The organism is Roseinatronobacter sp. S2, from assembly GCF_029581395.1.
In the GTDB taxonomy this organism is placed as follows: Bacteria; Pseudomonadota; Alphaproteobacteria; order Rhodobacterales; family Rhodobacteraceae; genus Roseinatronobacter.
The window spans coordinates 3,172,522-3,198,481 of sequence record NZ_CP121113.1 but is presented as its reverse complement, the minus strand read 5'-3'; the positions used below and the strand labels follow the sequence as shown (position 1 = coordinate 3,198,481).

The window sequence follows — 25,960 nt, the reverse complement described above, 5'->3', positions numbered from 1 at the left end:
CCGATATACGTCTTCTCGTTGGAGGTGGCCCAGCGATGCAAGGCGGGCAGGGGATATCGTGTCCGCACCGATTAACAATCTTGATCTTCCGAATCTGCCTGAGAGAATTCAAAACGGAAGAAAGTCCTCAATACTTTTATGAAGCGTTTTAATCCTTTCGTCAAAATCAGCTTCATTAATAGGAGAACGACGTAATAAATGAAATGCTATCTTCAGTAGTAATTTTAAATTCTCGTTTATCTCATTCGAGAGTGCTTTGTCGTTCTCTACTCGTATTTTCTCGATGACGCCGAGCAAATCCTCTACGAGACCTGACGGTATTGGTCGCGAAGAAAGCGTTTCTCTCGTTCTCTGACGTGATAGCAGAAGTATTTCTTCCAATAGTTCGCGGTCACTCCGCTGCGCCCCGAGTTCTTCACCCTGTGGCTCATCAAGAATAATTCTTATTTTAGCCTCAAGCTCAGGCCACCACATCTCGAAAACGCGGTCAAATGTGTCACTCGAGAGTGCGGCTTCGTCACCAGAAGAATTGATTGTTCTCATCAGTTTCTTGAAATCTGGCTTCGAGAATTCAGTCGTTTGGAAGGTTGTAAGAGGTCCAGAAATATCAGGATTTTCCATCCCAAACAGTATTGAGCAAACCTTTGACCTATCCAAATCTTTAGAAAGTGCACCGGCCTCAAACAAAATCCAAGGTTTTGTAAAGTTTTCCTTTGTAAGACATATAATTCCCACATTGGATTCTGATAATTTTTTTGAAATTTCACTACCCCACTTCGCCCCCTTTTCAATATCATTCGGCGTATAATATGGCCTCGCAAACTGTAGGACGGAAGGTATCCAAATTCGAAGTTCCTCTGCGATCCGTTTGCTTTGATTTCCGCTCCAGCTTAAAAGTATATTTGTCATTGTTCTAAACCTTTCAAATACTTACACATCCAACTCCTCCACAAACCGTGCATTCTCGCTGATATACTGGAACCGCAATTCGGGTTTCTTGCCCATCAGCCGCTCCACCAGATCAGATGTCTCGCCCGGCAGGTCGTCGTCTACGCAGACACGGATCAAGCGCCGTGATGCGGGGTCCATGGTGGTTTCCTTCAGGTCCTTGGCGTCCATTTCGCCCAGGCCCTTGAAGCGGGACACGTCGATCTTGCCCTTGCCGCCAAACCCTTCGGCGATCAGGCGTGCTTTCTCGGCCTCGTCCAGGGCATAGACCCGATTGGCTCCTTGCGTCAGGCGAAACAGCGGCGGGCAGGCCAGATACAGGTGTCCTGCATCAATCATGGGCCGCATCTGGGTGAAGAAAAATGTCATCAGCAGGGCCGCAATATGCGCGCCGTCCACATCCGCATCGGTCATGATGATGATCTTGTCATAGCGCAGGTCATCCAGCCGGAACTTGGACCCAAGCCCCACGCCCATGGCCTGACACAGATCGTTGATTTCGGCATTCGTGCCCAGTTTGTTGCTGGCAGCCCCCAGCACGTTCAGGATTTTGCCACGCAGCGGCAGCAGGGCCTGGGTTTTGCGGTCGCGGCCCATTTTTGCCGACCCGCCCGCGCTGTCACCTTCGACGATGAACAATTCTGTGCCCGCGCGGTTGGTGGCAGAACAATCCACCAGCTTGCCCGGAAGGCGCAGTTTCTTGGTGGCGGTCTTGCGGCTGGTTTCCTTTTCCTGCCGCCGTTTCAGCCGTTCTTCGGCGCGCAGCACCAGAAAATCAAGGATAGCGCCTGCCGCTTTTGGGTCTGCGGCCAGCCAGTTGTCGAAATGGTCGCGCACCGCCCCTTCGACCATGCGCGCGGCCTCAGTCGTGGCAAGGCGGTCCTTGGTCTGGCCCACGAATTCAGGTTCGCGGATGAAGCATGACACCAGCGCGCAGCCGCCCGTGATCATGTCCTCGCGGGTGATCTGGGCGGCTTTTTTGTTATTGGCCAGTTCGCCATAAGCGCGGATGCCCTTCAGCACGGCGGCCCAGAAGCCCTGCTCATGCGTGCCGCCTTCGGGTGTGGGGACAGTGTTGCAATAGCTTTGCACGAACCCGTCGCGCACCGGCGTCCAGTTGATGGCCCATTCTACCGAACCGGGCTGGTTGAATTTTTCCTGAAAGCTGACTTTGCCCGCGAAGGGCTTGTCGGAATAGGTGACATTGCCGGTCAGTTGTTCATTCAGGTAATCGGCAAGGCCACCGGGGAAATGGAAGACGGCCTCCATCGGGGTGTCGCCGTCCGGGATGGCGGATTTCCAGCGGATTTCGACGCCGGAAAACAGATACGCCTTGGAGCGCACCATTTTCAGCATGCGCGACGGGCGAAACCGCAGCGCGCCAAAAATCTCGGCATCAGGGTGGAATGTCACAGAGGTGCCGCGCCGGTTCGGGGCAGGGCCAACTTTTGCAACCGGTCCTTGCGGAATACCGCGTGAAAATTCCTGTGCGAATAATTCGCGATTGCGCGCCACTTCGACGCGCATATGATCTGACAACGCATTGACGACCGATGCGCCCACCCCGTGCAGGCCGCCTGATGTCTGATAGGCCTTGCCGGAAAACTTGCCGCCTGCATGAAGCGTGCACAAGATCACTTCAAGCGCGGATTTGCCGGGGAATTTAGGGTGGGGGTCGATGGGGATGCCGCGGCCGTTATCGCGGATGGTGACGGAATAATCCGCGTGCAGTTCCACCTCTATGCGGTTGGCATGTCCGGCCACCGCTTCGTCCATGGAATTGTCCAGCACTTCGGCCACAAGGTGATGAAGCGCGCGTTCATCGGTGCCGCCAATATACATGCCCGGACGTTTGCGGACAGGTTCCAACCCTTCCAGCACTTCAATGGACGAAGCATCATAGATTTCGGAATTTTGCAAAAGGTCAGACATGTCGCGCTGCTCGATTCTCTTGGGGGAAGCTATACCACCAATAGACCATTGCAGCGCGACATACGCAAGGATTAGGGCTGTAGCGCGGTCACAGCATCGTCCAGATGTGGAACATCAATCCGGTTGTGAATGCCCCGCCCAACGAAATTGCGATATACAGGGCGAACACACGAAACCGCACCAGCGCCCAGACCGCGATGGCCGCCGGCAGCGATGTCACGCCGCCTGCGATCAGGAAGGCCATGCCCGCACCGGCCTGCATACCCTGTTCCATCAAGGTGCCAATCAATGGCAGCGCTGCATAACCGTTGAAATACGCAGGCACGCCAACAAATGTCGCGATGGCGATGGGCGCAAGGCCGTTGCCGCCCAAGGTCTGGGTGACCAGTTCGGCAGGCACATAGGCCAGCATCAGGCTTTCAAGCAGAAACGCCAAAGACATCCATTTCAGCAAGAACAGGAAGGTCAGTGTGCCCTCTAGGCGGAATTTGGTCAGGCGTGTGGGGTCTTGCCAGAAACGCCAGACCGGGGCTGTTGGCGCGCGCACTTTCGCGCCACCACAGCCGCCATTGCCAATACCTTCGCGCAAGGGGTCAGTCAATCCGCCCGCGCGCATGACCAGATGCACGATTGTGCCGCCCATGACCCCCATGCCCACGGCAATCAGCGTTTTGGCGATGGCGAATTCCAGCCCCAAAACGCCCGCGGTCAGCACGAACATGGACGGGTCCATCAAGGGAGAGGCAAGCCAGAACGCCATAACCGGCGCCAGTGGCACGCCAATCGCAAGAAGCGCCGCAATCAGCGGGATCACCCCGCAAGAGCAGAAGGGCGACAACCCGCCCGCCAGCGCGCCCATCATGATCATCATCGCAGGCGCACCCGTAAAGGCACGCGCAATCAGGTTGTCCGCGCCCGTAGCCCCCGCCCATGCCGCGATCAGGATGGACACAGTCAGAAATGGTGCGATGGACACCAGCGCGCCCGCGACCTTGTCCACCGAGGCCCAGACCTGCGCAGGGTCAAGCAATGCCACTGCCAAAAGGACAAGGGCAAATGCCAGCCACGGGCGCTGTTTGCGCCAGACATGCACGCCGAATGCCGCGACAGGACCGGGCTGCGGAAGGGAGTGGTCGCTCATATCGATATCTCCGGCTTTGTGGTTGTATTGTGCATGAAAATTAGGGGGCGCGCGTCAAGGCGGGCACGCCCTTGCAGCATTCACTCATCAGGAAATCCAGCACGTTGCGCAGGCTTTCGGTATCTGCACGCGTTTCCACTTCGCGGCCCTTTCGGGCTTGCGTGATCAGCCCCGCCTGTTTCAGGCTGCGCAAATGATGCGCAAGGGTAGAGAGCGGCATTTCCAGATGCTCGGCTATTTCGCCCACCAACAAGCCTGCTGGTCCGGCCTGCACCAACAGGCGAAACACCATCAGGCGCGCGGGATGCCCAAGTGCGGCCAGTGCTGCCGCTGAAGATTCTGTTTCTGTGTTCATACGATAAAAATAACTACAAATCCGGTTATGTAAAGATAATTTTTCACTATCCGCCAGCAGTTGCGCAATAAATGCAAAGATTTTGCCCCTATTTGCGCAACAGCGTGGGATTTCCGCATTGACGGCACCGCTGCACCGTTTTAGGTAGCAGATGCTAAGACTTGGTGGATGGCTATGAAGAATGAACTCGTGATTGTAGTAGAGAGGATGCGCATGGGCCGGTAACGGACACCCTTCAAGGACCCCATGCGCCCCCGAAACCCAACGGGGGCTTTTTTATTGCCAAACGCCGCGCTAAAGCAAACTTGAATTGACGTTGGATGGAGCAACAAATGACACGTCAGATGACCGGAGCCAGAATGGTAGTGCAAGCCCTGAAGGATCAGGGGGTGGAAGTGGTATTCGGCTATCCCGGCGGTGCTGTGCTACCCATCTATGACGAAGTATTCCAGCAAAACGACATTCGCCACATTCTGGTGCGCCATGAACAGGGCGCGATCCATGCGGCAGAAGGGTATGCGCGCTCCACGGGCAAGCCGGGTGTCATTCTGGTGACATCCGGTCCCGGTGCAACCAATGTTGTCACCGGCATTGTTGATGCGCTGATGGATTCAATCCCGATTGTCGTTTTGTCAGGGCAGGTGCCCACGTTCATGATCGGCTCTGACGCCTTTCAGGAAGGTGACACAGTGGGGATTACGCGCCCCTGCACCAAGATGAACTGGCTGGTCAAGGAAACCGACAAGCTTGCGGAAACCATTCATCAGGCGTTTCATGTGGCAACGACCGGCCGTCCCGGTCCGGTTCTGGTGGACATCCCCAAGGATGTGCAATTTGCCACCGGCACATATGTTGAAAAGCCGAAAGCCAAGATCGACCATTACAAACCGCGTGTGAAGGGCGATGTTGACGCAATCACGCGATTGGTGGAAATGATCGAAACTGCCGAAAAGCCCGTGTTTTACACGGGCGGCGGGGTCATCAACTCCGGCCCCGCAGCCAGCCAGCTTTTGCGCGAACTGACCGAAGCCACCGGCTTTCCTGTCACCTCAACCTTGATGGGGCTGGGGGCGTATCCGGCATCGGGCAAATCATGGTTGGGCATGCTGGGCATGCATGGCACATATGAAGCCAACTGGGTGATGCATGATTGCGACCTGATGATCAACATAGGCGCGCGGTTTGACGACCGCATCACGGGGCGGCTGAACGCGTTTAGCCCCAATTCGAAAAAGGCGCATATCGACATTGACCCGTCATCCATCAACAAGGTGATCACCGTTGATGTGCCGATTGTAGGCGACGTCGGCCATGTGCTGGAAGATCTGCTGAACATCTGGAAAGCGCGGGGCCGCAAGGTCAACCGCGAGGCGCTGGGCCGCTGGTGGAAACAGATCGAGGAATGGAAATCGATTGATTGTCTGGCCTATAAGCCGTCCAGTGGCAGCATCCGGCCCCAACACGCGATTGCCCGCCTTGAAGCGCTGACCAAGGGCATGGACCGCTACATCACCACCGAAGTGGGCCAGCACCAGATGTGGGCCGCGCAATATCTGGGGTTCGAAGATCCCAATCGCTGGATGACATCGGGCGGGCTTGGCACAATGGGCTACGGTCTGCCCGCATCCGTGGGCGTGCAGATCGCGCACCCTGATGCGTTGGTCATCAATGTCGCGGGCGAGGCATCTTGGCTGATGAACATGCAGGAAATGGGCACGGCCATGCAATACCGCGCCCCCGTCAAGCAGTTCATCCTGAACAATGAACGCCTTGGCATGGTGCGCCAGTGGCAGGAATTGCTGCATGGCGAACGCTATTCCAGTTCATGGTCCGAAGCGCTGCCCGATTTCGTGAAACTGGCTGATGCATTTGGCTGCAAGGGCATCCGCTGCGATAACGAGGCCGATCTGGACGACGCCATCCGCGAAATGCTGGCCTATGACGGGCCGGTGATTTTCGATTGTCTGGTGGAAAAGCACGAAAACTGCTTCCCGATGATCCCGTCGGGCAATGCACATAATGAAATGATTCTGGGCGACGTGGATACGCAAGGCGTTATCGGCGCGTCGGGCGCGGTGTTGGTGTAAGGAGCAAGAAATGTCCCCCCTACAAATCAAAAAAGGCTCGTCCAAGCATTCCGCCTATGACCTGCGCGACCCGAATGCGGAAATGATCGAAACCCACACGCTTGCGGTCAGTGTCGACAATGAATCGGGTGTGCTGGCCCGTGTCATCGGGCTGTTTTCGGCGCGCGGCTACAATATCGACAGCCTGACCGTGGCCGAGGTGGACCATCTGGGCCACCGTTCGCGCATTACGGTCGTCACATCCGGCACGCCGCAGGTGATAACCCAGATCAAGGCGCAGCTGGAACGCATGGTCGTTGTGCATGAAGTGCATGACCTGACCGTTGAAGGCCCGTCCGTGCAGCGTGAATTGGCGTTGTTCAAGGTGCAGGGCAAGGGCGAACACCGGATCGAAGCGCTGCGGCTGGCCGAAATCTTCCGCGCCAATGTGGTCGATTCCACGCTGGAAAGTTTCATCTTTGAAATGACCGGCACACCGGAAAAGGTGGATGCCTTCGCGGTGCTGATGCAGCCCTTGGGGCTGACGGAAGTGGCGCGCACAGGTGTCGCGGCCTTGGCGCGTGGGACAAAATAGCTGGTCGGGCCGGTGCAAGGATCGGGTGTCTGACAGGCGCGCAGGCCCCCGATGTGGTAAGTCGCCCCCCGTGGCCGGTCGCGGGCAGGGGGCGGCCCCTTGATGGCGCGCAATATTGCGGTCTAGGCAGGGTGGGATGAGTGAGCAGAACAACAACGATCTGGTAGCTTCGCTGATGTCGGCCCTGCCGCAGCCGGTTCTGCTGGTGGATGACAGCGGCATTGTCACGGCGGCCAATTCTGCCGCGCTCGATCTGTTTGGCGCCCGCATTCAGGGCGCGCCGTTGCGCGCGCATTTGCGCCAGCCCGAAGTGACAGCCATGCTGGAACACGCCTTGTCCGGTGCCGATGGCGGGCAGGCCAATTTCACCGCCACCGGCGTTGCCGTCGAAACCATTTGGCAAGTCACCGCGCGGCGGATGGCAGGGCGCGGTCTGGTCATCAGCCTGCGCGATGTGTCCGACATTGAAGCGGCAAGTGCGCAAAGGCGTGATTTTGTGGCAAATGTCAGCCATGAATTGCGCTCTCCCCTGACGGTGCTTGCGGGGTTTATCGAAACGCTTCAGGGGCCTGCGGGCGATGATCCGACTGCCCGCGCAGAATTTCTGGGCATCATGTCCGATCAGGCGGCGCGCATGACGGGGCTGGTGGCGGACCTGTTGTCGCTGTCGCGGGTGGAAGCGGTGGCAAAAATACGCCCGCGCGCCCCCGTGGCTGTCGATGCGGTCCTGCATGCCACATTGGCGGCGCTGCGCCCACGCATCACCGCCGCCGGGATGGAGGTGGTCTGCGATCTGCCACCGGACTTGCCGCAGGTTCCGGGGGATCATGACCAGCTTGTGCAGGTCTTCAGCAACCTGATCGAGAATGCGGTGAAATATGGCAGCAGTGGCGGGCGGGTCGAGATTGATGCGCGTGTCTTCGCTGACATGCACGGTTTCGACGGGCCGGTATTGCAAGTGAATGTGCGTGATTTTGGCGAAGGGATTGATCCGGTTTATATTCCGCGTCTGACTGAACGCTTCTACAGGGTCGACAAGGGGCGCGCGCGCGACAGCGGTGGCACCGGACTTGGGCTTGCGATCGTCAAGCACATCATGTCGCGCCATCGCGGGCGTCTGGTCATTGAAAGCAGTGTTGGCGCTGGGGTGCGTGCCGGTGTTATTCTGCCTGTGCGGTGATGTATCGGGTATATGGTGGTCTGTGCGCGGGCCCCTGCGGGCCCCTTGTCATGCAACTGTCACATAGTGGGTTTATGCAGCGTTTGAACCAAAAGGACCCTTGCCATGAAACCGCATACGCTTTCGTCTTTTGACCGTGATCTTGACGCGATCCGTCTGAATGTCCTGACGATGGGCGGGCAGGTGGAGGATGCGATCCTGAACGCCTCGCGCGCGTTGGAGGGGCGGGACGAGGATCTGGCGGCGCAGGTTGTGCAGGGCGACAAGCTGATTGATGCGTCTGAAGAGGAGATTAACGCGCAGGTTGTGCGCCTTCTGGCGCTGCGCCAGCCGCAGGCGGATGATCTGCGCGCGGCCGTGGCGGTGATGAAAATGGCGGGCGAGCTGGAGCGTCTGGGCGATTACGCCAAGAACATGGCCAAGCGTGTGCCGGTGCTGATTTCATCGCCTGTGATTGACGGGGCCGCAGGTGCGCTGCGGCGCCAGTCGCGTCTGGTGGGCCAGATGCTGAAGGACATGCTGGATGCATTTTCGCGCATGGATGCGGGCCTTGCACGCGATGTGATTGCGCGCGATGTCGAAGTGGATGACATGACCAATGCGCTGTTTCGCGAATTCATCACGCATATGATGGAAGACCCGCGCAATATCACGCCCTGCCTGCATTATGTGTTTATTGCCAAGAACATCGAACGGATGGGCGATCTGGTGACGCATGGGGCCGAGCAGGTGATTTTCGTGGCCGAGGGCCGCCCTGCGGAAGCGCGCGAGAAGGGCCATTCGACCGCCCTGATTGATACCCCGAAAGAGTGATGTGATGTCTGACGCCGCCACGCCGCTGATCCTGATTGTCGATGACGAACCCGCGCAGCTGGCGCTGTTAAGCTATAACCTGAAGGCGGCGGGGTTTCGCATCGCGACCGCCAAGGATGGCGAGGAAGCGGTTCTTGCCGTGGCCGAGCAAGGCCCCGATGTGGTGTTGCTGGACTGGATGCTGCCGCGCCTGTCGGGGCTGGAAGCCTGCCGCCAGATCAAGGCCAGCGCGGAAGGGCGCGATGCGGCGGTGATCATGGTATCGGCCCGGTCGGAAGAAAGCGACCGCGTGCGCGGCCTGGATACCGGCGCGGATGATTACATTGTCAAACCCTATTCGGTGGCCGAACTGGTGGCACGGGTGCGCGCCAATCTGCGCCGCCTGCGGCCTGTGGCCAGCGGGCAGGCGCTGGAATATGGCGACATCCGGCTGGACCCCGACAGCTACCGCGTGACGCGCGGCGGGGTTGCGGTGCATCTGGGTCCGACGGAATTCCGGCTGCTGGGGGCGTTTATGGAACGCCCCGGCAAGGTCTGGACCCGAGAGGCGCTGCTGGACCGCGTCTGGGGGCGCGACATCTATATCGACACGCGCACGGTGGATGTGCATGTGGGCCGGCTGCGCAAAACCCTGTGCACCACAGGCCACCCCGACCCCATCCGCACCGTCCGCGGCGCAGGCTACGCTATGGGCGGATAACGCCCGACGATAAGGCTACATCGCGCGTTTGATGCCGCTGAATCTGGCGCGGGCGCGCGGATCTTTGTCAAAAAGGGCTGCCAGTTGTTCGGTCATCGCACCCGCCAGCTGTTCGACATCGGTGATGGTGACGGCGCGTTCATAATAGCGCGTCACATCATGCCCGATCCCGATTGCCAGCAGTTCCACCGCGCGACGGCGTTCGACCAGCGCAATGACATCGCGCAGATGCCGTTCCAGATAATTGGCCGCATTCACCGACAGGGTTGAATCGTCCACCGGCGCGCCATCGGAAATGACCATCAGGATTTTGCGGGCCTCGGGGCGGGCCAACATGCGCCGGTGTGCCCATTCAAGTGCCTCGCCATCAATGTTTTCCTTCAGCAGCCCTTCTTTCATCATCAGGCCCAGATTGGGGCGCACACGCCGCCACGGCGCGTCGGCCTGTTTGTAGATGATGTGGCGCAGATCATTCAGGCGGCCGGGTTGCGCGCTGCGCCCTTCGCCCAGCCAGCGTTCACGCGACTGCCCGCCTTTCCAGGCGCGGGTTGTGAAGCCCAGAATTTCGACCTTCACGTTGCACCGCTCCAGCGTGCGGGCCAGAACATCGGCGCAAATAGCCGCGATCGAGATGGGACGACCGCGCATCGACCCCGAATTGTCCAGCAGCAATGTCACCACAGTATCGCGGAATTCCGTGTCTTTTTCCTGCTTGAACGACAGGGGCGTGGTTGGGTTTGCGACAACCCGCGCCAGGCGGCCCGCATCAAGGATACCTTCTTCCAGATCAAACAGCCATGACCGGTTTTGCTGTGCCTGAAGGCGGCGCTGCAACTTGTTGGCCAGCCGTGACACAGCCCCCTTCAGGGGTTCCAGCTGTTGGTCCAGATAGGCGCGCAGGCGTTCCAGTTCTACCGGATCGGCCAGATCCTCGGCACGGATTTCTTCATCAAATGCGGTGCTGAACACCTTGTATTCGGCGCTTGCTTCCGAATGTGGGGGGGGCGGTGGCGGATCAAGCGGCGCTTCGCCTTCGGGCATGTCGGCGTCGTCCGACATCTCATCGCTGGCGTCCTGATCAAGGGCTGCATCTGCCTGTGCGCTGTCCTGCGCGGCGCTGTCTTCTTCGCTGTTCTCGTCGGATTGCTCGTCCTGTCCGGTGCTGTCGGGGGTGTCCTGTTCTTCAGGCTGGTCCTCGGCCTCGGTGTCTGTGGCGTCATCCTGATCGCCGGTATCGTCGGGATCATCGCCAAGCTGGTCGCCATAGCCCAGATCTTCGATCATCTTGCGGGCAAAACGGGCGAATGCCGTCTGGTCGCCCAAAACGCTCTCCAGCCCGTCCAGCGTGCCCCCCGCGCGTTCCTCGATGAAACCGCGCCACAGATTAAGCACCTGATCCGCCCCTTGGGGCAAGGTGCGGCCCGTGGCCAGTTCGCGGATCATGTAGCTTGCAGCCACGGGCAAGGGGGCATCCTGACGGTCGCGGATCTGGGCATAGCCCTTGCGCGTGGCGTCATGCGAAATGCGTGCATCGATATTCTTGGCCGTGCCGGGCATGTGGCGCGCACCAACCGCTTCGCAACGCGCATCTTCCATCGCCTGATACAGGTCGCGCGCCATCTGGCCTTCGGGCAGATAGCGTGTATGCGTGGCATCATCATGAAAGCGCAGCCGCAAGGCCAGCGTGTCGGCGGTGCCGCGCGCCAGCAACACTTCTTCGCGCGTCATGCGGCGTGTGACCTGTGGCAGGCGCATGGTGTCGCCACTAACGCCGGGGGGGTCCACCGAATAGGTGACCGTCATTTCGCGCTGATCGGCCATTGTGCGTGTCGCGTCTGACAGCGCTTTTTTGAACGGGTCGGCGGGGTTGTCGGTGCGGTTCATGCGCGGCGTGCTCTTGTTGCTGAGGCGGTCCCCCCAGAGATAGACCAGAGCATGCGGAAAAGAAAGCGCCGCTACGATCAGAATCTGGGGGTTGGCGCGATACAATTGGTCCCGGTGTATTCCGAACAGCCGATCATAACCCCGCTCATGCCGCCCAGTGCGTTGCCAAAGCCGAATGTGCCTGCGGCTTCTTCGGCATTTGGCCCGTAGAACGCGCCGTCCAATTCGCCCCAAGCCTGCTTCCCGCCATAGGAGAAGGTTGTGTCGGCGGTGTTGAAAAAGCGCGCATTCGGGTCCACCGCTGCGTTCTGGAAGCCTGCGTTCAGTCCGGTTGTCAGGCCGGTCGCATCATCGCGCAACGTGCCGTTGAACTGGCCGGACAACTGGCCTGCGGCAAAATCTGCATCCAAGACAACGCTTCCGGTGGCCCGTCCGGCAAAACGGTTGCCGCCACTGATCAGGCTGGCGCCCGACTGGAATTGCCCCGTGTAAGTGACAGCAGCACCAGGCAATCGCACAGGATCGGACGCGCCCGGACCGGAATGAATTGCAACAAACCCGTTCTGATCCTGAGCCACGCCATAACCGTTGACGGCGAACGCGCCTGTATAGGAATGAACGCCACTTAGTTCATTGACCAGATAGGCGCTTTGGGCATTTGTTGCGGCACATTCATGCACTGTCGCACCACCGCCCGCGCGGTCGCACTGAACGCTGACACCAACCATCGGGCCGTTGTGAAAATCCACGCGCGCCCCGCTGCCGCGCCCCGCGGCGTTATATGTCATTGTCGCTTCCACACCGGCGACGGGGGCTTGTCCGTCGCGTGCCAATACGCCCCCTGAATTTCCTTGGCCTGATTGGGTCAGGGTGTTGCTGGCACTTCCGCTGGCAACAGCGCCTGCGCGGGCGCCGGGCGCGCTGCTTGTTGGCGCGCCGCCTTCATCCCCGCAAGCTGACAGGGTGATAATTGCGAAACAGGAAACAGTGAATGCGCGCCACATGGCCAAAGCCCCTTCAGATCAAAAATGCCTGAACATCTGATGAAGGCAAAACATGTTCAAAATGGGTAACAATAAGGGTTTAGCTGGTGCAATATTGCGGCATTGGAAACAATTTATGCCGCAATCGGGTGTCCCCGTCGGTGCTGCGGGTGTGTATATTTCCGCACAGCCGATGTGCATAACTCTGCCTTTGCCAGAAAAATCGAATGGTTAAGTGTGAGTGTATCAGTTGCAACAAAAACACAAAGGCGCATCATGTCCGTAACACCTCGTATCGCTGTCATTCTGGGCAGCACCCGCGACTCCCGCTTCGGCGAAACCCCCGCAAAATGGATTTTGGAACGTGCACAAGCGCGTGACGGCTGGGATGTCGAGTATCTCGACCTGAAGGATTTCGACCTTCCCTTGTTCAACGAAGTCGCATCGAACGCATGGGCCCCGTCTGAGGACACAAAAGCCAAGGCGTGGCAGGAAAAAATCGGCCAATTTGACGCATTCATCTTCGTGACGCCGGAATACAACCGCTCCATCACCGGCGCGCTGAAAAACGCGCTGGATCAGGCCTATGTCGAGTGGAACCGCAAGGCGTTCGGGATTGTCAGCTACGGGTCTGTCGGTGGCACGCGCGCGGCGGAACACCTGCGCACCATCGGCATTGAACTGCAAATGGTGTCCACCCGTTCGGCTGTGCATATCGGCGGCAGCGACTTTTTCGCGGTCCACCCGTTGGGCGGGCAATCCAAGCCGATATCAGAAATTGAAGGGTCTATTGGCGGGTCTGCCGATGCGATGCTGGATGAATTGGACTGGTGGACGCGCGCAACGATGGCGGCACGCAGCTAAGACATGCGCAAGATTTTTCCAAGGTGCTTTTATGGCACCTTGGTTTTTGTGCCGACAAACAGGGTGTGGCGCATGCATCGTCAGTGACGTCAGGCAATATCCTGCATGACAACACCCTTCCAGCCAAGCCCTGCGTAAGTTTCAAACCCTTCGGTTGTATGGAAGCAGATTAGCTTGCTCCCTGAGATATAGTAGCCTGATTTCTGGTCCATTCCGTCAGGGATGATCACCTTCTCGGTTAGCACGCCCATCCCGTCCGAAGCAGCGATAACCCTGTGGTGACGATCGATCAAAAGGGCGCGTGTGTTCCGCTTCCGCATGGTGTCATCCATGCGCAGGGAACCGACAATCGAATTCGCTTGTGATTGCCAATCGAAGTTGGTTGCCATGACGCCCAGGATGCGCCCGCGTTTGTCGCCATTCTCGCGGATGGTGCATGCATAGGAAATGGTTTCCCTGCCCGACAGAAAGCCCGAGCGAACAACCTCAACCTCGCCCGCGGTGAATTCATCGCCGGACGCTTGCTTCAGTGTTGCGCAAAACCATGGCAGGTCGCTGACTGATTTGCCTGTGACATTGAATTCTGTGGGCCGCGCATTGGCCAGAATGCGACCATTGCGATCTGCAATCCATAAATCAATGTAGATGTTGTAAGCATCCAGAATGACGCCAAGGCGTTTTGTCGCGCGGCCCAGTGTTGGCGCTTCAGGATTGGCCAGGGCCGATACAAAAGCGGAGTCTGTGGCCCACCAACGGACATCGCAGGTTCGCTCGTACAGATTGCGGTCAATCGTGTCGACAGCGGTGAAGGCAAGGTCAATCAACCTGTCGCCTGTGCTTTCCCGCTCCATCGCCGCGACAAGTGCGTTGAGATCGGCAAGCCTGCGGGACAGTTGTGCCTGAACATCCTGTGCGATCGCATTTATTTCTGCACCGACGGCGGCAACTTCGTCGGCGACCACCGAAAAACCACGCCCGATCTGACCGGCCCTTGCGGCTTCGATCTTGGCATTGATTGCCAGCATTTTCATTTGGACGGTGATCTTACTGATATTGGCAACGCTTCGTCTGGCATGATGTGCCGCTTCGTTGCTTTGCGCGGAAATCGCGTCCAGCGTGATGCGTTGCTTGATGGGGTGATCTGTCTGTCCGCTGTCTTTCACGTTCAGCCTCTTGTGACTGGCGTCCGAAAAGCTGGCGCCAGTCACAGGAATATGCGCAAAAAGTAAAGAATTACTGCATGCCTGTCGCGATGCATGCAAGCCTTGTCCGCTGCAAACGGCTACGACTAGCCAAGCGCCATGCTGACAGCGGACTCGGGCAATTCCTCGTCAAAGCAGCGCTGGTAGAACTCCGCCACGGTCTGGCGCTCCAGCTCGTCGCATTTGTTCAGGAAAGACAGCCTGAAGGCATACCCGATGGACCGGAAAATGCGCGCATTTTCAGCCCAGTTGATAACGGTGCGCGGCGACATGACCGTCGACAGGTCACCATTCATGAATGCAGTGCGCGTCAGGTCCGCGACCGTCACCATCTGGCTGATTTCCTGACGCCCCTTGGCCGTGTTATAGGCCGGGTTCTTGGATAGAACGATGGCTGTTTCCGCGTCATGGCTTAGATAATTCAGTGTCGCGACCAGCGACCAGCGGTCCATCTGCGCCTGATTAATCTGTTGCACACCGTGATACAGACCCGTTGTGTCGCCCAGCCCCACGGTGTTTGCGGTGGCAAACAACCGGAAGGACGGGTGCGGGGTGATGATTTCATTCTGGTCCAGCAGGGTCAGCTTGCCATCATGTTCCAGCACGCGCTGGATCACGAACATCACGTCAGGGCGGCCTGCATCGTATTCGTCAAACACAATCGCAACCGGATTGCGCAATGCCCAAGGCAGGATGCCTTCCTGAAACTCGGTGACCTGCACGCCATCCTTCAGCTTGATCGCGTCCTTGCCGATCAGGTCGATCCGGCTGATATGGCTGTCTAGGTTCACCCGCACCGCAGGCCAGTTCAGCCGCGCTGCAATTTGTTCGATATGGGTTGATTTGCCCGTGCCGTGATAGCCCTGCACCATGACGCGGCGGTTATAGGCAAAGCCCGCAAGGATGGCCAATGTTGTGTCTGGGTCGAATTTATAGGTCGGGTCCAGCGCGGGCACGCGGTCTGTTGCCTCGGCAAAGCCCTTGACCGTCATGTCACTGTCAATGCCGAAAACATCCCGCACATGGATTTCTTCGGTCGGTTTCAATGGTGCCGTCATACTGTCATTTCCCGCCTGAAAGTGTCGTCGATGCGCCAGTCGCGCGTTTGCTTAGTCTGTGGAACATATCCCGCGCAGGTGCAAGGGGAAGGGGCGCGTGATGTTTGTTATTGCCCAACCTTCCCGCATCTGCGGCGGTGGGGGGCGATGGCCTGCCCCCGACCGCCGCTTGCACAAACCCGACATCGCCGCGCTTTCCGGTCGCGGGCGCTGTTGGTGCAAGATCGCGTTTCAGGTCTTTGAAACCGCATCGATAATGCGCGCCCATGATCTTATTCCACGATGAAAGCTGTCCAGATCATACTTTTCATTTGGCGAGTGTATCTGGTCATCATCCTTGGAAAAGCCGATCAGCATGGAATCCATACCCAAGATGGACTTGAAATAGCCTGCGATCGGAATCGACCCGCCCGCACCGACGAACGCGGCGGGTTTGGGCCATTCATCTGTGAGGGCCGCACGCGCGGCTTCAAATGCGGGGTGGCTGGTTTCCATCACGGATGCGGGCGATGCGCCGTGATCCAGAAATTCCACGCGGCAATCGGCTGGAATGCGGGCGCGCACGAAATCACGGAAGGCTGCACGCAGTTTATGCGGGTCTTGCTGCCCCACCAGACGGAAGCTGACCTTGGCCGAAGCCTGCGCAGGCAACACGGTTTTGAACCCCGCCCCGGTATAGCCCGCGTTCATGCCGTTGATTTCGCATGTCGGGCGCGACCAGATCATTTCCAGCGCGCTGCGTCCGGCCTCGCCCGCGGGGTGTTTCAGCCCGACGGACCCCAGAAACGCATCCGCGTCAAAGCCCAGACCATCCCATTGCGCCCGCAGATTGTCAGGCAGTTCGGGAACATCATCGTAAAAGCCCGGAACCGTAATCCGGCCCTGATCGTCGTGCAGATCGGCCAGAATGCGGGCCAGAACGCGCGCGGGGTTCATTGCCGCGCCGCCAAATGACCCCGAATGCAAGTCACGCGCGGGGCCGTGAATGATGATTTCTTCCCCCAGAAGGCCGCGCAACATGGTTGTGACGGCAGGGGTTTGTGCATCAAACAGCCCTGTGTCACATATCAGCGCCAGATCGGCGCGCAGCGCGTCGCGGTTCGCTTCCAGATAGGGCACAAGCGAAGGCGATCCGCTTTCTTCCTCCCCTTCCAGACAAAAGGTCAGTTGCACGGGAAGTGACCCGTGAACCTTCAGCCACGCACGGCAGGCTTCCACGAAGGTCATCAACTGGCCCTTGTCGTCCGATGCGCCGCGCCCGCGGATCACTTTTCCGTTGGGTGTATCCTCGATCACCGGATCGAAAGGGTCGCGGTCCCACAGGTTCAGCGGGTCAACCGGCTGCACATCATAATGGCCGTAAAACAGCAAATGCGCGGCGTCTGCTGCCCCGCCTGTTGCGATAACCATCGGATGACCTGACGTTTCATCCTTTCGGGCAGAAAAGCCAAGTGTGTTCAGGTCGTTAACCAGCCACTGCGCGGCGCGGTCTACATCGGGCGCGAAGGCGGGGTCGGTGGAAATGGACGGGATGCGCAGCAAATCTTGCAGCCGCTCAAGCGCGTTGGGCAGGTCCTGGTCAATCTGTTCCAGAACCTTGTTCAGGTCGGGTGCCATTATCTTCTCCGGGTTACAGGTTATGCGTAGCCTATCAAAGCATGTCGGGCTGTCCAGCCCCGCATGAGGGTTTATAACCCATAGTAGTGTTTTGACTGATTCGGATGAGGGACGACATGAAACCACACAATACACGCATCCTGTTGCCGCTTGTCGCAGCCATTGTTGGCGGCGCGATTGCCACGGCCCATGCCAACCCCACCATGTCAGAACGCTATGATCTGGCAAATGCGCAGGTCACACTGCATGTGCATGACTTCCTTGATGAAGATGAACTGACGACATTGCGCCTTGTCGGCCAGAATGAAGAAGCGCTTGCGCTGTTCCTGCCCGAAGGGACAGGCGGGTTCGGGGCCTTGGCCGTTGCGCCTGCCGACGGGTTCATACGTCAGGGAATGCCGGCGGAGTCTGCGGTCGCGCTGTCTGACCTGCCGGATATAGACCGTGCAAAAGCTGCCGCCATCGCGGAATGCAACAGCTTGCGCAGTGGCGGGCGCGCCTGTGAAGTTGTTCTGGAGATCGCACCGCGCTAAACCACGCGCGTTCGCGACAATCGGTCGCTGCAATTTTGATTTGTTCTAAGCGCATGTTTGATTTAGGTCAAAGGCAGCGCCAGGTTCCTGTCCTATCAGGGATTGGATCGGACTGTTGATCAATAGCAGCAGATCGATATAATTGAATATGTACCCAGCAGCCGCGAGGGAGAGGGTCTTGAACTACAACGCCGCGCTCGATACCGCCATTCAAAGGCTTCATGATGAAGGTCGCTACCGGACTTTCATCGATATCGAACGCCGTCAGGGCCAGTTTCCACACGCGATGTGGACCCGCCCGGATGGCGAACAACAGGAAATCGTTGTCTGGTGTGGCAATGATTATCTGGGTATGGGCCAAAACCCGGTTGTGTTGCAGGCAATGCGTGAAGCGCTTGATGCGACGGGCGCGGGTTCGGGTGGCACGCGGAATATCTCCGGCACGACAGTATATCACAAGCGGCTGGAAGCCTCGCTTGCCGATCTGCATGGCAAAGAAGCGGCGCTGGTGTTTACCTCGGCGTATATCGCCAATGATGCCACGCTCTCGACCTTGCCGAAGCTGTTTCCCGGCCTGATCATCTATTCTGACGCGCTGAACCACGCCTCCATGATCGAAGGGGTGCGCCGCAATGGTGGTGCCAAGCGAATTTTCCGTCACAACGATGTCGCGCATCTGCGCGAGTTGCTGGAAGCCGATGACCCTGCCGCGCCCAAGCTGATCGCGTTCGAATCGATTTATTCGATGGACGGGGATTTTGGCCCGATCAAGGAAATCTGCCATCTTGCTGATGAATTCGGTGCGCTGACCTATATCGACGAGGTGCACGCAGTGGGCATGTATGGCCCGCGCGGTGCGGGCGTGTGTGAACGTGACGGGCTGATGCACCGGATCGACATTATCAACGGCACACTTGCCAAGGCATATGGCGTGATGGGCGGCTATATCGCGGCCTCTGCCAAGATGTGCGATGCGGTGCGGTCCTATGCGCCGGGGTTCATTTTCACGACGTCGATTCCGCCCGCAGTGGCAGCGGGGGCGGTTGCCTCTGTCGAATACCTGAAGACTGCACAATATTTGCGCGACAAGCAGCAGGAAAACGCACGCATTCTGAAAATGCGCCTGCGGGGGCTGGGCCTGCCGATCATTGACCATGGCAGCCATATCGTGCCTGTGCATGTCGGGCACCCTGTGCACTGCAAGGCAATATCGGATATGTTGTTGTCACAACACGGAATTTATGTGCAGCCGATTAACTTTCCGACAGTGCCGCGCGGAACGGAACGCCTGCGCTTCACCCCGTCGCCAGTGCACAAGCCGCGCATGATCGATGACCTTGTTCGTGCAATGGACGGAATGTGGGCGCATTGTGCGCTAAATCGTGCCGAAATATCTGCCTGATAAATCTTAACGCTTCAAATCGATGTGAAAACCCGTATACTGTAACAAATCGTCAATGGATCAGAAGAAATCCGTGTCGGTTTTGTGGCATTTGAGCAACAATATCTGTGTTAAGGGGCGGGAATGAAGTGGTTTGGCAGCAAACCCGAGCTTGAGGCTGAAACACAGTCTGGCGCTGTGGGCTTTGATGATTTCGAGGTACGACTTGGCGATCTGATGCGTGGCGAACGCGCCACCATGGGCAAGTCCTTGCTGGATGTTCAACGAGAGTTGCACATCCGCGCGACGTATATTTCGGCAATCGAGGCGGGCGATCTTTCAGCGTTCGAGGCAACGAGCTTCGTCGCTGGGTATGTCCGGTCCTATTCGCGCTATCTGGGGATGGACCCGGATTGGTGCTACGCAAAATTCTGCGCCGAGACGAATTTTTCGATCAGCCCGGATTTGCAAAAGGCGCTGGCGCCCAAACGTCCGAATGTGCCGATCAATCGCGATTTCCAGCCCGGTCTGTTGTCACGCACAAGGCTGGCCGCCGAACCCGAGCCGTTCTGGCGTCGTTTGGATATGGCGGCCTTGGGGTCCATTACTGTCCTTCTGGCGCTGATTGTGGGGCTTGGATATGGCGGGTGGACCGTGCTGAAGGAAGTTCAGCGCGTTAACCTTGTTCCGGCGGATCAACCCCCAGATGTTATGGCAGATCTTGACCCCGTCATGAGTGGTGCCGCATCCCCCCGCATTGCGGATGCTGGCGAAGATGACCTGCGCATCGGGCGCGAAGAATCGATTGTAGCCAATGCACAGGGTGTTGTGCGCGCATATCGCCCCGAAGCGTTGGATGAACCGGTTATGGTGTCGCGTGATGGCCCGATTGCGGCCATAAACCCCCGCGAAGGGGAATCGGCATCCGATGGAATGGACCAGACGCGCAGCGCGATCGACCGCGCCTTGGCCGACGCATCGGGGGGGATTGTTCCGCAGACTGACGGTCTGGATACCGCCGAGGTGCGTGTCACCCGTGACGGACCACCCCAGGTCGAGGTTCTGGCCGTGCGGCCAAGCTGGATTCGCGTGCGCTCGGCCGATGGAACTGTGTTGTTCGAGCGTATTCTGGACGCTGGCGAACGCTATGTCGTGCCACAATCCGAAGAACCGCCAATCCTGCGGGCTGGCAATTCGGGTTCTGTTTATATGCTTGTGGACGGACAACCCTTCGGGCCGACAGCGCCCGGCGCACAAGTGGTCGATCAGGTCAGGCTATCACCCGATGCAGTGTCCGAACGCTTCGCTGCGGCAGACCTGAGCGGGGATAGCGAATTGTTAAATTTCATTGATTTCGCGGAAGCCGCAGACTGAATACCCGGTTTTGTGATCTGATGGCGCGCGGCAACTGCTGGTTGCCGCGCGCCATCATGTGGATTATCTATGATATGATGTTTATTGACAAAGGGCGGTCTTCGCATGGATCACAACCATATTCGCCCATGGCGTAACATTGAGCGGCGCAAGTCGCGGCAGATCATGGTTGGCAATGTGCCGGTTGGTGGCGGTGCCCCGATCAGTGTCCAGACCATGACGAACACGGATTCCGGCGATGCGCCCGCCACCATCAGGCAGGTTCTTGCCTGCGCCGAGGCGGGGGCAGACATTGTGCGGGTTTCTGTGCCCGATACCAATGCCAGCCGCGCCCTGCGCGAGGTGGTGCGCGAAAGCCCTGTGCCCATCGTGGCCGATATCCACTTTCACTATAAACGCGGGATTGAAGCTGCCGAAGCGGGCGCTGCCTGTCTGCGCATCAATCCCGGCAATATTGGCGATGCAAGCCGCGTGCGCGATGTGATCAAGGCCGCGCGCGATCATGGCTGTTCCATCCGCATCGGGGTGAATGCCGGATCACTTGAAAAACATTTGCTGGAAAAATATGGCGAGCCTTGCCCCGATGCCATGATCGAAAGCGGGCTGGAGCATATTCGTATTCTTCAGGACAATGACTTTCATGATTTCAAGATCAGCGTGAAGGCATCAGATGTGTTCATGTCAGCGGCTGCCTATATGGGGCTGGCAGAAGCAACCGATGCGCCCATCCATCTGGGTATCACCGAAGCGGGCGGTCTGGTTTCAGGCACGGTCAAATCGGCCATCGGGCTGGGCAATCTTCTTTGGATGGGTATTGGCGACACGATCCGCGTGTCCCTGTCCGCTGATCCGGTCGAAGAGGTGAAGATCGGCTATGAAATACTGAAATCCCTTGGGCTGCGTCACCGTGGGGTCAGCATTATTTCCTGCCCGTCCTGCGCGCGGCAAGGCTTTGACGTGATCAAGACCGTTTCCGCATTGGAAGACCGGCTGGCCCATATAAAAACCCCGATCAGCCTGTCGATTATCGGCTGCGTCGTCAACGGCCCGGGCGAAGCGCTGATGACCGATGTCGGCTTTACCGGCGGCGGGGCAGGGTCCGGTATGGTGTATCTGGCGGGCAAACAAAGTCACAAACTGTCAAACGCCGACATGATCGACCATATCGTCGAGCAGGTGGAACGCCGCGCAGCCGAACTGGACGACCTGAAAGCGCGCGAGCAGGCCGCAGAATAGGCGTGCGGGGGGCGGGTAGCATCCATCCACCCCGCACGCGTTAATTCGGCCTATGCGCCGACTTCCGCCAGCAGTTGCGCATTGCCCCCCGATGCTGTGGTGTCCACGCAAAGGTGACGTTCAAGCAAGACATAGCCTGCATCCGGCGCGCCCGTGATCAGCGGCACAATTGGGCCTTTGCGTTGGGCAAGGGCAAGGGCAATGCCGCGTGCCTGTTCTTCCGGTCCCCAGAAAATTACCCCTGAAAACCCGTCCAGTGTGTCCAGCCCTTCGGGGATGCCGGCAAGTGTAACGGCAGTCCCGCCAAGTGCGCGCACGGCGCCTGCTTGTGCCTGCGCCTGTTCGTCCTGCGGCCCAAGGCACAGGACAGGCAGGCGCGCGGCGTGGCGCAAGCGGTTCGTCTCGCCCGTGGGGCCGGGCAGTTCGCGTTCGGGGGGCAGGGGCGCGCTGGGTGGCATCGGCGCTGCCAGTGCCTGTTGCAGCGCAGTTTGTGGCACAGTCCGGGCGTGTTGGTCGGAATGATCCACTTGTGCGCGTGCGAAACGGTGCAGGTAATGTGGCCCGCCCGCTTTTGGCCCGGTGCCTGACAGCCCTTCACCCCCAAATGGCTGGCTGCCCACCACTGCGCCGATTTGGTTACGATTGACATAGATATTGCCGACGCACACGCGTTCGACCACATGCTGCACGCGCGCGTCAATCCGGGTATGCAGCCCGAAGGTCAAGCCGTAGCCGCTGGCGTTGATGTCATCAATCACGCGGTCCAGATCGGCCGCGCGAAAGCGTGCAATGTGCAAAACCGGCCCGAACACTTCGCGCGTCAGGTCCTGAATGCCGCGCACACGCACTGCCGCTGGCGCGATGAAATACCCGTCTGCGGGTGCCTGCGTCTGATGCAGCAAGCGCCCATCAGTGGCGGCCTGTGCCACATAGGCCGCAATCTGGTCGCGGGCGTCCGTGTCGATGACCGGTCCGATATCGGTTGTCAGGTGCCAGGGATCGCCAAGGCGCAATTCCTGCATCGCCCCGAACAGCATTTTTTCGACATCCTCGGCGATGTCTTCTTGCAGATACAGGCAGCGCAGCGCCGAGCATCGCTGGCCTGCCGATTGAAACGCAGACGCCAGAATGTCACGCACCGCCTGTTCCGGCAGGGCCGTGCTGTCCACGATCATGGCATTCAGCCCGCCGGTTTCCGCAATCAGCGGTGCATCTGGCGACAGATGTTTTGCCATTGACCGCCGGATCAGCAGCGCGGTTTCAGTAGAACCGGTGAAGGCCACACCACCCACGCGCGCATCAGATGTCAGCGCCGCGCCCACGGTGGCCCCGTCACCGGGCAGCAATTGCAACACATCGCGCGGCACGCCCGCTTCATGCAGCAGGGTTGCTGCGTAATGCGCAATGACGGGTGTTTGCTCAGCAGGTTTGGCCAACACGGAATCGCCTGCGGCCAGCGCGCCCGCGATCTGGCCTGTGAAAATGGCCAGCGGGAAATTCCAGGGGCTTATACAGGTGAACATGCCGCGCGCGGGCGTGGTCAGGTTTTGTGCCTGCAACGCATAGTAGCGCAGGAAATCCACTGCCTCGCGCAACTCGCCCACCGCATCAAGCTGGGTCTTGCCAGCTTCGCGCGCCAGAATGGCAAAGATGGTGCCGAAATGCTGTTCATATAAATCAGCGGCGCGGTTCAGCACTTGCGCACGCGTGGCAACATCCGCATTCCACGGGCGCGCGGCTGCCAGCGCGGTATCGACATCGGCTTGCGCGGCCTGTGTCACCTCGCCCAGATGATCGGCGGGATTGGCCGGATTGCGCGCGTCATAGCGCACGCCCCCGACCATTTCGCCCGCAAGCAGTGGCGCGGCACGGAAATGCTGTGTTTTATGGGGGGCGCGTGCAGTATCGATCGCCGACAGATCAGACTGGCAGGCCAGATCCCAACCGCATGAATTGCGACGGTCCGTGCCAAACAATTCCGGCCCGACCGCAAGCTTCAGGTTGCGTCCGTCGGGCAGTGCATCCAGTGCCGCAAACGGGCAGGCTGCTACGGTTTCGGGGGGCACATCCGCATCGACAATCTGGTTCACGAATGACGAATTTGCACCGTTTTCCAACAGCCGCCGGACCAGATAGGCCAACAAATCCTTATGTGCGCCGACAGGCGCATAAATGCGGCAGCGTGTGCTGTTGCGCGTCAGGACCAGATCGTGCAGCGACTCGCCCATGCCATGCAGGCGCTGGAACTCATAGTCTAGCGGGCTGATCTGCATGTCACCGGCAAGGTGCAAAACGGCAGCGACCGTGTGGGCATTATGGGTGGCAAATTGCGGATATATCCGTGACGTCATGCCCAGCAGTTTGCGTGCACAGGCAATGAAATTGACATCCGCCGCCGCTTTTTGGGTTAGCACCGGAAACCCGTCCAGCCCCATGACTTGCGCGCGCTTGATTTCGGTATCCCAATACGCCCCTTTGACCAGCCGGACCATCAATTTGCGGTCATGCTTTTGGGCCAGTTCATGCAACCAGTCTATCACATCGGCTGCGCGCGGGGCATAGGCCTGCACGACGACGCCGAACCCGTCCCAGCCTTCCAGTGCGGGATCTTGCAGCACTTCGGAGATGACATCCAGCGACAGCGCCAGACGGTCCTGTTCTTCGGCGTCGATGTTGAACCCCATGCCCAACGCCGCCGCCAGCCGCGCCAGTTCGCGCAGCCGTGGCACCAGTTCGTCCATGACGCGATCTGCCTGTGCCAACTCATAGCGCGGATGCAGTGCGGACAGCTTGACCGAAATGCCGGGATTGGTGCGGATGTCATTGCCGGTTGCGGCAGCCCCAATGCTGCGAATGGCGCTGCGATAGGCCGTGTGATAACGCTGTGCATCATCCATGGTGCGCGCCGCTTCGCCTAGCATGTCATAGGAATAGCTGTAGCCGCGGGCTTCCATCTTGGCAGCGCGTGTCATGGCGGTGTCAATGGTTTCGCCCAGCACGAACTGGCGCCCCATTTCCTTCATGGCGCGCCCGACTGCGGTGCGGATCACGGGTTCCCCCAGCCGCTTGACCGCCCCGCGCAAAACCTGTGCTGCGCTTTTGCTGCGGTCATCCAGCACGCGGCCTGTCAACATCAATGCCCATGTCGATGCATTGACCAGACTGGACGAAGACCGCCCTAGATGCTTGCCCCAATCCGAGGGCGCGATCTTGTCTTCGATCAGATCGTCGATGGTGGCGGCATCGGGGACGCGCAACAGCGCCTCGGCCAGACACATCAGCGCGATGCCTTCATCCGTTGAAAGCCCGTATTCGGCCAGAAACACCTCCATCAGGCCGGGGGCGGCCTGGGTGCGAATATCTGTGACAAGGCGCGCTGCATCGGCGGTGATTTGCGCGCGTGCATCGTCGTCCAGCGCGGCCAGATCACGCGCGGCGGCTACAGCTTGTGCTTCATTGCGCAGTATGTGTTCGGTAATCTGGGCCGGTGGCCGCAATCGCGTTGTCATCTTGCTCACCATGTTCAGGAATATGATCCAGTGTTTCACATATTGCGATTGAATTGCGCCTGAAGTTTTTATAAATGCAGTCAATAAGTCCGAAATAAACAAAAGAAGCAAAACAATGACCCGTATCAAGCTGGATAGTTTTGACCATGCCATTTTACGCATTCTTGCCGTTGATGGCCGGCTTAGCGTGACAGAACTTGCATCGCGCATTGGATTGACAAAATCGCCCACGCAGGCGCGCCTGCGCAGGCTGGAGGAACAGAACGTCATTCTGGGATACCGTGCAATGATCGACCCGCACCAGATCGACGCGGCGCATATTGCATTTGTCGAAGTGAAGATGTCGGATACGCGGGAAACCGCGCTACAGGCCTTCAATGATGCGGTGCGCAATGTTCCCGAGATTGAAGAATGCCATCTTATTGCCGGGGCGTTTGATTACCTGCTGAAGGTGCGCAGCCGTGATATTTCATCCTACAGGCGCGTTCTGGCCGAACATATTTCCGGGTTGCCTTATATTACATCCACATCGACTCATGTTGTGATGGAAGCGGTCAAGGAAACAGGCGAGCAGCCGGTTTTCTGAAAG

At 58.7% G+C, this 25,960-nt stretch carries 21 protein-coding genes; 11 read left to right on the top strand and 10 right to left on the bottom strand.

The window, feature by feature from the left end; genetic code table 11:
- Positions 1 to 108 precede the first annotated feature (108 nt).
- The 4 genes from P8S53_RS15425 to P8S53_RS15410 all read right to left on the bottom strand — a co-directional run bounded on the left by P8S53_RS15425 (position 109) and on the right by P8S53_RS15410 (position 4,376).
- Positions 109 to 909: a hypothetical protein gene (locus P8S53_RS15425; protein WP_277804864.1), complete on the bottom strand. Its 801-nt coding sequence runs from the start codon at positions 907 to 909 to the stop codon at positions 109 to 111.
- Between the two features lie 21 nt (positions 910 to 930).
- Positions 931 to 2,880, bottom strand: coding sequence for a DNA topoisomerase IV subunit B (parE, locus tag P8S53_RS15420; protein ID WP_277804863.1), 1,950 nt, complete (start codon positions 2,878 to 2,880; stop codon positions 931 to 933).
- 88 nt (positions 2,881 to 2,968) lie between these two features.
- Positions 2,969 to 4,021 (bottom strand): permease, encoded by a 1,053-nt coding sequence (locus tag P8S53_RS15415; protein WP_277804862.1) that lies wholly within the window; start codon positions 4,019 to 4,021, stop codon positions 2,969 to 2,971.
- A 40-nt stretch (positions 4,022 to 4,061) separates the two neighbouring features.
- A complete protein-coding gene (locus P8S53_RS15410; RefSeq protein WP_277804861.1) occupies positions 4,062 to 4,376 on the bottom strand; it encodes a helix-turn-helix transcriptional regulator in 315 nt (104 codons plus the stop codon).
- A 332-nt stretch (positions 4,377 to 4,708) separates the two neighbouring features.
- On the opposite strand from P8S53_RS15410, the gene P8S53_RS15405 reads away from it, so the two are divergent.
- The 5 genes from P8S53_RS15405 to phoB all read left to right on the top strand — a co-directional run bounded on the left by P8S53_RS15405 (position 4,709) and on the right by phoB (position 9,730).
- Complete coding sequence (locus P8S53_RS15405; RefSeq protein ID WP_277804860.1) at positions 4,709 to 6,463, top strand: acetolactate synthase 3 large subunit; 1,755 nt, start codon at positions 4,709 to 4,711, stop codon at positions 6,461 to 6,463.
- A gap of 10 nt (positions 6,464 to 6,473) precedes the next feature.
- Positions 6,474 to 7,037, top strand: coding sequence for an acetolactate synthase small subunit (gene ilvN / locus P8S53_RS15400; protein WP_277804859.1), 564 nt, complete (start codon positions 6,474 to 6,476; stop codon positions 7,035 to 7,037).
- 136 nt (positions 7,038 to 7,173) lie between these two features.
- A complete protein-coding gene (locus P8S53_RS15395; RefSeq protein WP_277804858.1) occupies positions 7,174 to 8,217 on the top strand; it encodes an ATP-binding protein in 1,044 nt (347 codons plus the stop codon).
- Positions 8,218 to 8,322: 105 nt separating this feature from the next.
- Positions 8,323 to 9,030: a phosphate signaling complex protein PhoU gene (phoU, locus tag P8S53_RS15390; protein WP_277804857.1), complete on the top strand. Its 708-nt coding sequence runs from the start codon at positions 8,323 to 8,325 to the stop codon at positions 9,028 to 9,030.
- Between the two features lie 4 nt (positions 9,031 to 9,034).
- Positions 9,035 to 9,730, top strand: coding sequence for a phosphate regulon transcriptional regulator PhoB (gene phoB / locus P8S53_RS15385; protein ID WP_277804856.1), 696 nt, complete (start codon positions 9,035 to 9,037; stop codon positions 9,728 to 9,730).
- Between the two features lie 15 nt (positions 9,731 to 9,745).
- Here phoB and cobT read toward each other — a convergent pair whose 3' ends face one another.
- A complete protein-coding gene (gene cobT, locus P8S53_RS15380) occupies positions 9,746 to 11,614 on the bottom strand; it encodes a cobaltochelatase subunit CobT (RefSeq protein ID WP_277804855.1) in 1,869 nt (622 codons plus the stop codon).
- 77 nt (positions 11,615 to 11,691) lie between these two features.
- Positions 11,692 to 12,402: a transferrin-binding protein-like solute binding protein gene (locus P8S53_RS15375; RefSeq protein WP_277804854.1), complete on the bottom strand. Its 711-nt coding sequence runs from the start codon at positions 12,400 to 12,402 to the stop codon at positions 11,692 to 11,694.
- A 471-nt stretch (positions 12,403 to 12,873) separates the two neighbouring features.
- Between P8S53_RS15375 and P8S53_RS15370 the strand changes: the two genes are divergently transcribed.
- On the top strand, positions 12,874 to 13,461 hold the full coding sequence (locus tag P8S53_RS15370; protein ID WP_277804853.1) for an NADPH-dependent FMN reductase: 588 nt from the start codon (positions 12,874 to 12,876) through the stop codon (positions 13,459 to 13,461).
- Between the two features lie 89 nt (positions 13,462 to 13,550).
- On the opposite strand, the gene P8S53_RS15365 is transcribed toward P8S53_RS15370, so the two are convergent.
- From P8S53_RS15365 to P8S53_RS15355, 3 genes are all read right to left on the bottom strand, one after another.
- Positions 13,551 to 14,624, bottom strand: coding sequence for a methyl-accepting chemotaxis protein (locus tag P8S53_RS15365; RefSeq protein WP_277804852.1), 1,074 nt, complete (start codon positions 14,622 to 14,624; stop codon positions 13,551 to 13,553).
- 125 nt (positions 14,625 to 14,749) lie between these two features.
- The gene (gene cobS / locus P8S53_RS15360; protein ID WP_277804851.1) at positions 14,750 to 15,721 is read right to left on the bottom strand and encodes a cobaltochelatase subunit CobS; all 972 of its coding nucleotides are present in this window, start codon (positions 15,719 to 15,721) and stop codon (positions 14,750 to 14,752) included.
- Positions 15,722 to 15,952: 231 nt separating this feature from the next.
- On the bottom strand, positions 15,953 to 17,338 hold the full coding sequence (locus P8S53_RS15355; protein ID WP_277804850.1) for a M20/M25/M40 family metallo-hydrolase: 1,386 nt from the start codon (positions 17,336 to 17,338) through the stop codon (positions 15,953 to 15,955).
- Between the two features lie 116 nt (positions 17,339 to 17,454).
- On the opposite strand from P8S53_RS15355, the gene P8S53_RS15350 reads away from it, so the two are divergent.
- From P8S53_RS15350 to ispG, 4 genes are all read left to right on the top strand, one after another.
- Positions 17,455 to 17,871 carry a hypothetical protein gene (locus tag P8S53_RS15350; RefSeq protein ID WP_277804849.1) on the top strand — a complete coding sequence of 139 codons (417 nt, stop codon included), beginning with the start codon at positions 17,455 to 17,457 and terminating at the stop codon, positions 17,869 to 17,871.
- A gap of 178 nt (positions 17,872 to 18,049) precedes the next feature.
- Positions 18,050 to 19,273 (top strand): 5-aminolevulinate synthase, encoded by a 1,224-nt coding sequence (hemA, locus tag P8S53_RS15345; RefSeq protein ID WP_277804848.1) that lies wholly within the window; start codon positions 18,050 to 18,052, stop codon positions 19,271 to 19,273.
- Positions 19,274 to 19,396: 123 nt separating this feature from the next.
- A complete protein-coding gene (locus P8S53_RS15340) occupies positions 19,397 to 20,626 on the top strand; it encodes a helix-turn-helix domain-containing protein (protein ID WP_277804847.1) in 1,230 nt (409 codons plus the stop codon).
- A gap of 105 nt (positions 20,627 to 20,731) precedes the next feature.
- Complete coding sequence (gene ispG, locus P8S53_RS15335) at positions 20,732 to 21,862, top strand: flavodoxin-dependent (E)-4-hydroxy-3-methylbut-2-enyl-diphosphate synthase (protein ID WP_277804846.1); 1,131 nt, start codon at positions 20,732 to 20,734, stop codon at positions 21,860 to 21,862.
- 50 nt (positions 21,863 to 21,912) lie between these two features.
- On the opposite strand, the gene putA is transcribed toward ispG, so the two are convergent.
- Positions 21,913 to 25,371 (bottom strand): bifunctional proline dehydrogenase/L-glutamate gamma-semialdehyde dehydrogenase PutA, encoded by a 3,459-nt coding sequence (gene putA, locus P8S53_RS15330; protein ID WP_277804845.1) that lies wholly within the window; start codon positions 25,369 to 25,371, stop codon positions 21,913 to 21,915.
- A gap of 115 nt (positions 25,372 to 25,486) precedes the next feature.
- Here putA and P8S53_RS15325 point away from each other — a divergent pair, with 115 nt between their 5' ends.
- Positions 25,487 to 25,957, top strand: coding sequence for an Lrp/AsnC family transcriptional regulator (locus P8S53_RS15325; RefSeq protein WP_277804844.1), 471 nt, complete (start codon positions 25,487 to 25,489; stop codon positions 25,955 to 25,957).
- Positions 25,958 to 25,960: the final 3 nt, after the last annotated feature.

Coding starts and splice junctions, on each gene's coding strand:
- P8S53_RS15415 (WP_277804862.1), bottom strand. CDS start 4,021: ATGAGCGACCACTCCCTTCCGCAGCCCGGTCCTGTCGCGGCATTCGGC.
- P8S53_RS15375 (WP_277804854.1), bottom strand. CDS start 12,402: ATGACATATAACGCCGCGGGGCGCGGCAGCGGGGCGCGCGTGGATTTT.
- P8S53_RS15355 (WP_277804850.1), bottom strand. CDS start 17,338: ATGGCACCCGACCTGAACAAGGTTCTGGAACAGATTGACCAGGACCTG.
- ispG (WP_277804846.1), top strand. CDS start 20,732: ATGGATCACAACCATATTCGCCCATGGCGTAACATTGAGCGGCGCAAG.
- P8S53_RS15405 (WP_277804860.1), top strand. CDS start 4,709: ATGACACGTCAGATGACCGGAGCCAGAATGGTAGTGCAAGCCCTGAAG.
- putA (WP_277804845.1), bottom strand. CDS start 25,371: ATGACAACGCGATTGCGGCCACCGGCCCAGATTACCGAACACATACTG.
- P8S53_RS15395 (WP_277804858.1), top strand. CDS start 7,174: ATGAGTGAGCAGAACAACAACGATCTGGTAGCTTCGCTGATGTCGGCC.
- ilvN (WP_277804859.1), top strand. CDS start 6,474: ATGTCCCCCCTACAAATCAAAAAAGGCTCGTCCAAGCATTCCGCCTAT.
- P8S53_RS15410 (WP_277804861.1), bottom strand. CDS start 4,376: ATGAACACAGAAACAGAATCTTCAGCGGCAGCACTGGCCGCACTTGGG.
- phoB (WP_277804856.1), top strand. CDS start 9,035: ATGTCTGACGCCGCCACGCCGCTGATCCTGATTGTCGATGACGAACCC.
- parE (WP_277804863.1), bottom strand. CDS start 2,880: ATGTCTGACCTTTTGCAAAATTCCGAAATCTATGATGCTTCGTCCATT.
- P8S53_RS15325 (WP_277804844.1), top strand. CDS start 25,487: ATGACCCGTATCAAGCTGGATAGTTTTGACCATGCCATTTTACGCATT.
- cobS (WP_277804851.1), bottom strand. CDS start 15,721: ATGACGGCACCATTGAAACCGACCGAAGAAATCCATGTGCGGGATGTT.
- P8S53_RS15425 (WP_277804864.1), bottom strand. CDS start 909: ATGACAAATATACTTTTAAGCTGGAGCGGAAATCAAAGCAAACGGATC.
- P8S53_RS15370 (WP_277804853.1), top strand. CDS start 12,874: ATGTCCGTAACACCTCGTATCGCTGTCATTCTGGGCAGCACCCGCGAC.
- cobT (WP_277804855.1), bottom strand. CDS start 11,614: ATGAACCGCACCGACAACCCCGCCGACCCGTTCAAAAAAGCGCTGTCA.
- P8S53_RS15340 (WP_277804847.1), top strand. CDS start 19,397: ATGAAGTGGTTTGGCAGCAAACCCGAGCTTGAGGCTGAAACACAGTCT.
- phoU (WP_277804857.1), top strand. CDS start 8,323: ATGAAACCGCATACGCTTTCGTCTTTTGACCGTGATCTTGACGCGATC.
- P8S53_RS15350 (WP_277804849.1), top strand. CDS start 17,455: ATGAAACCACACAATACACGCATCCTGTTGCCGCTTGTCGCAGCCATT.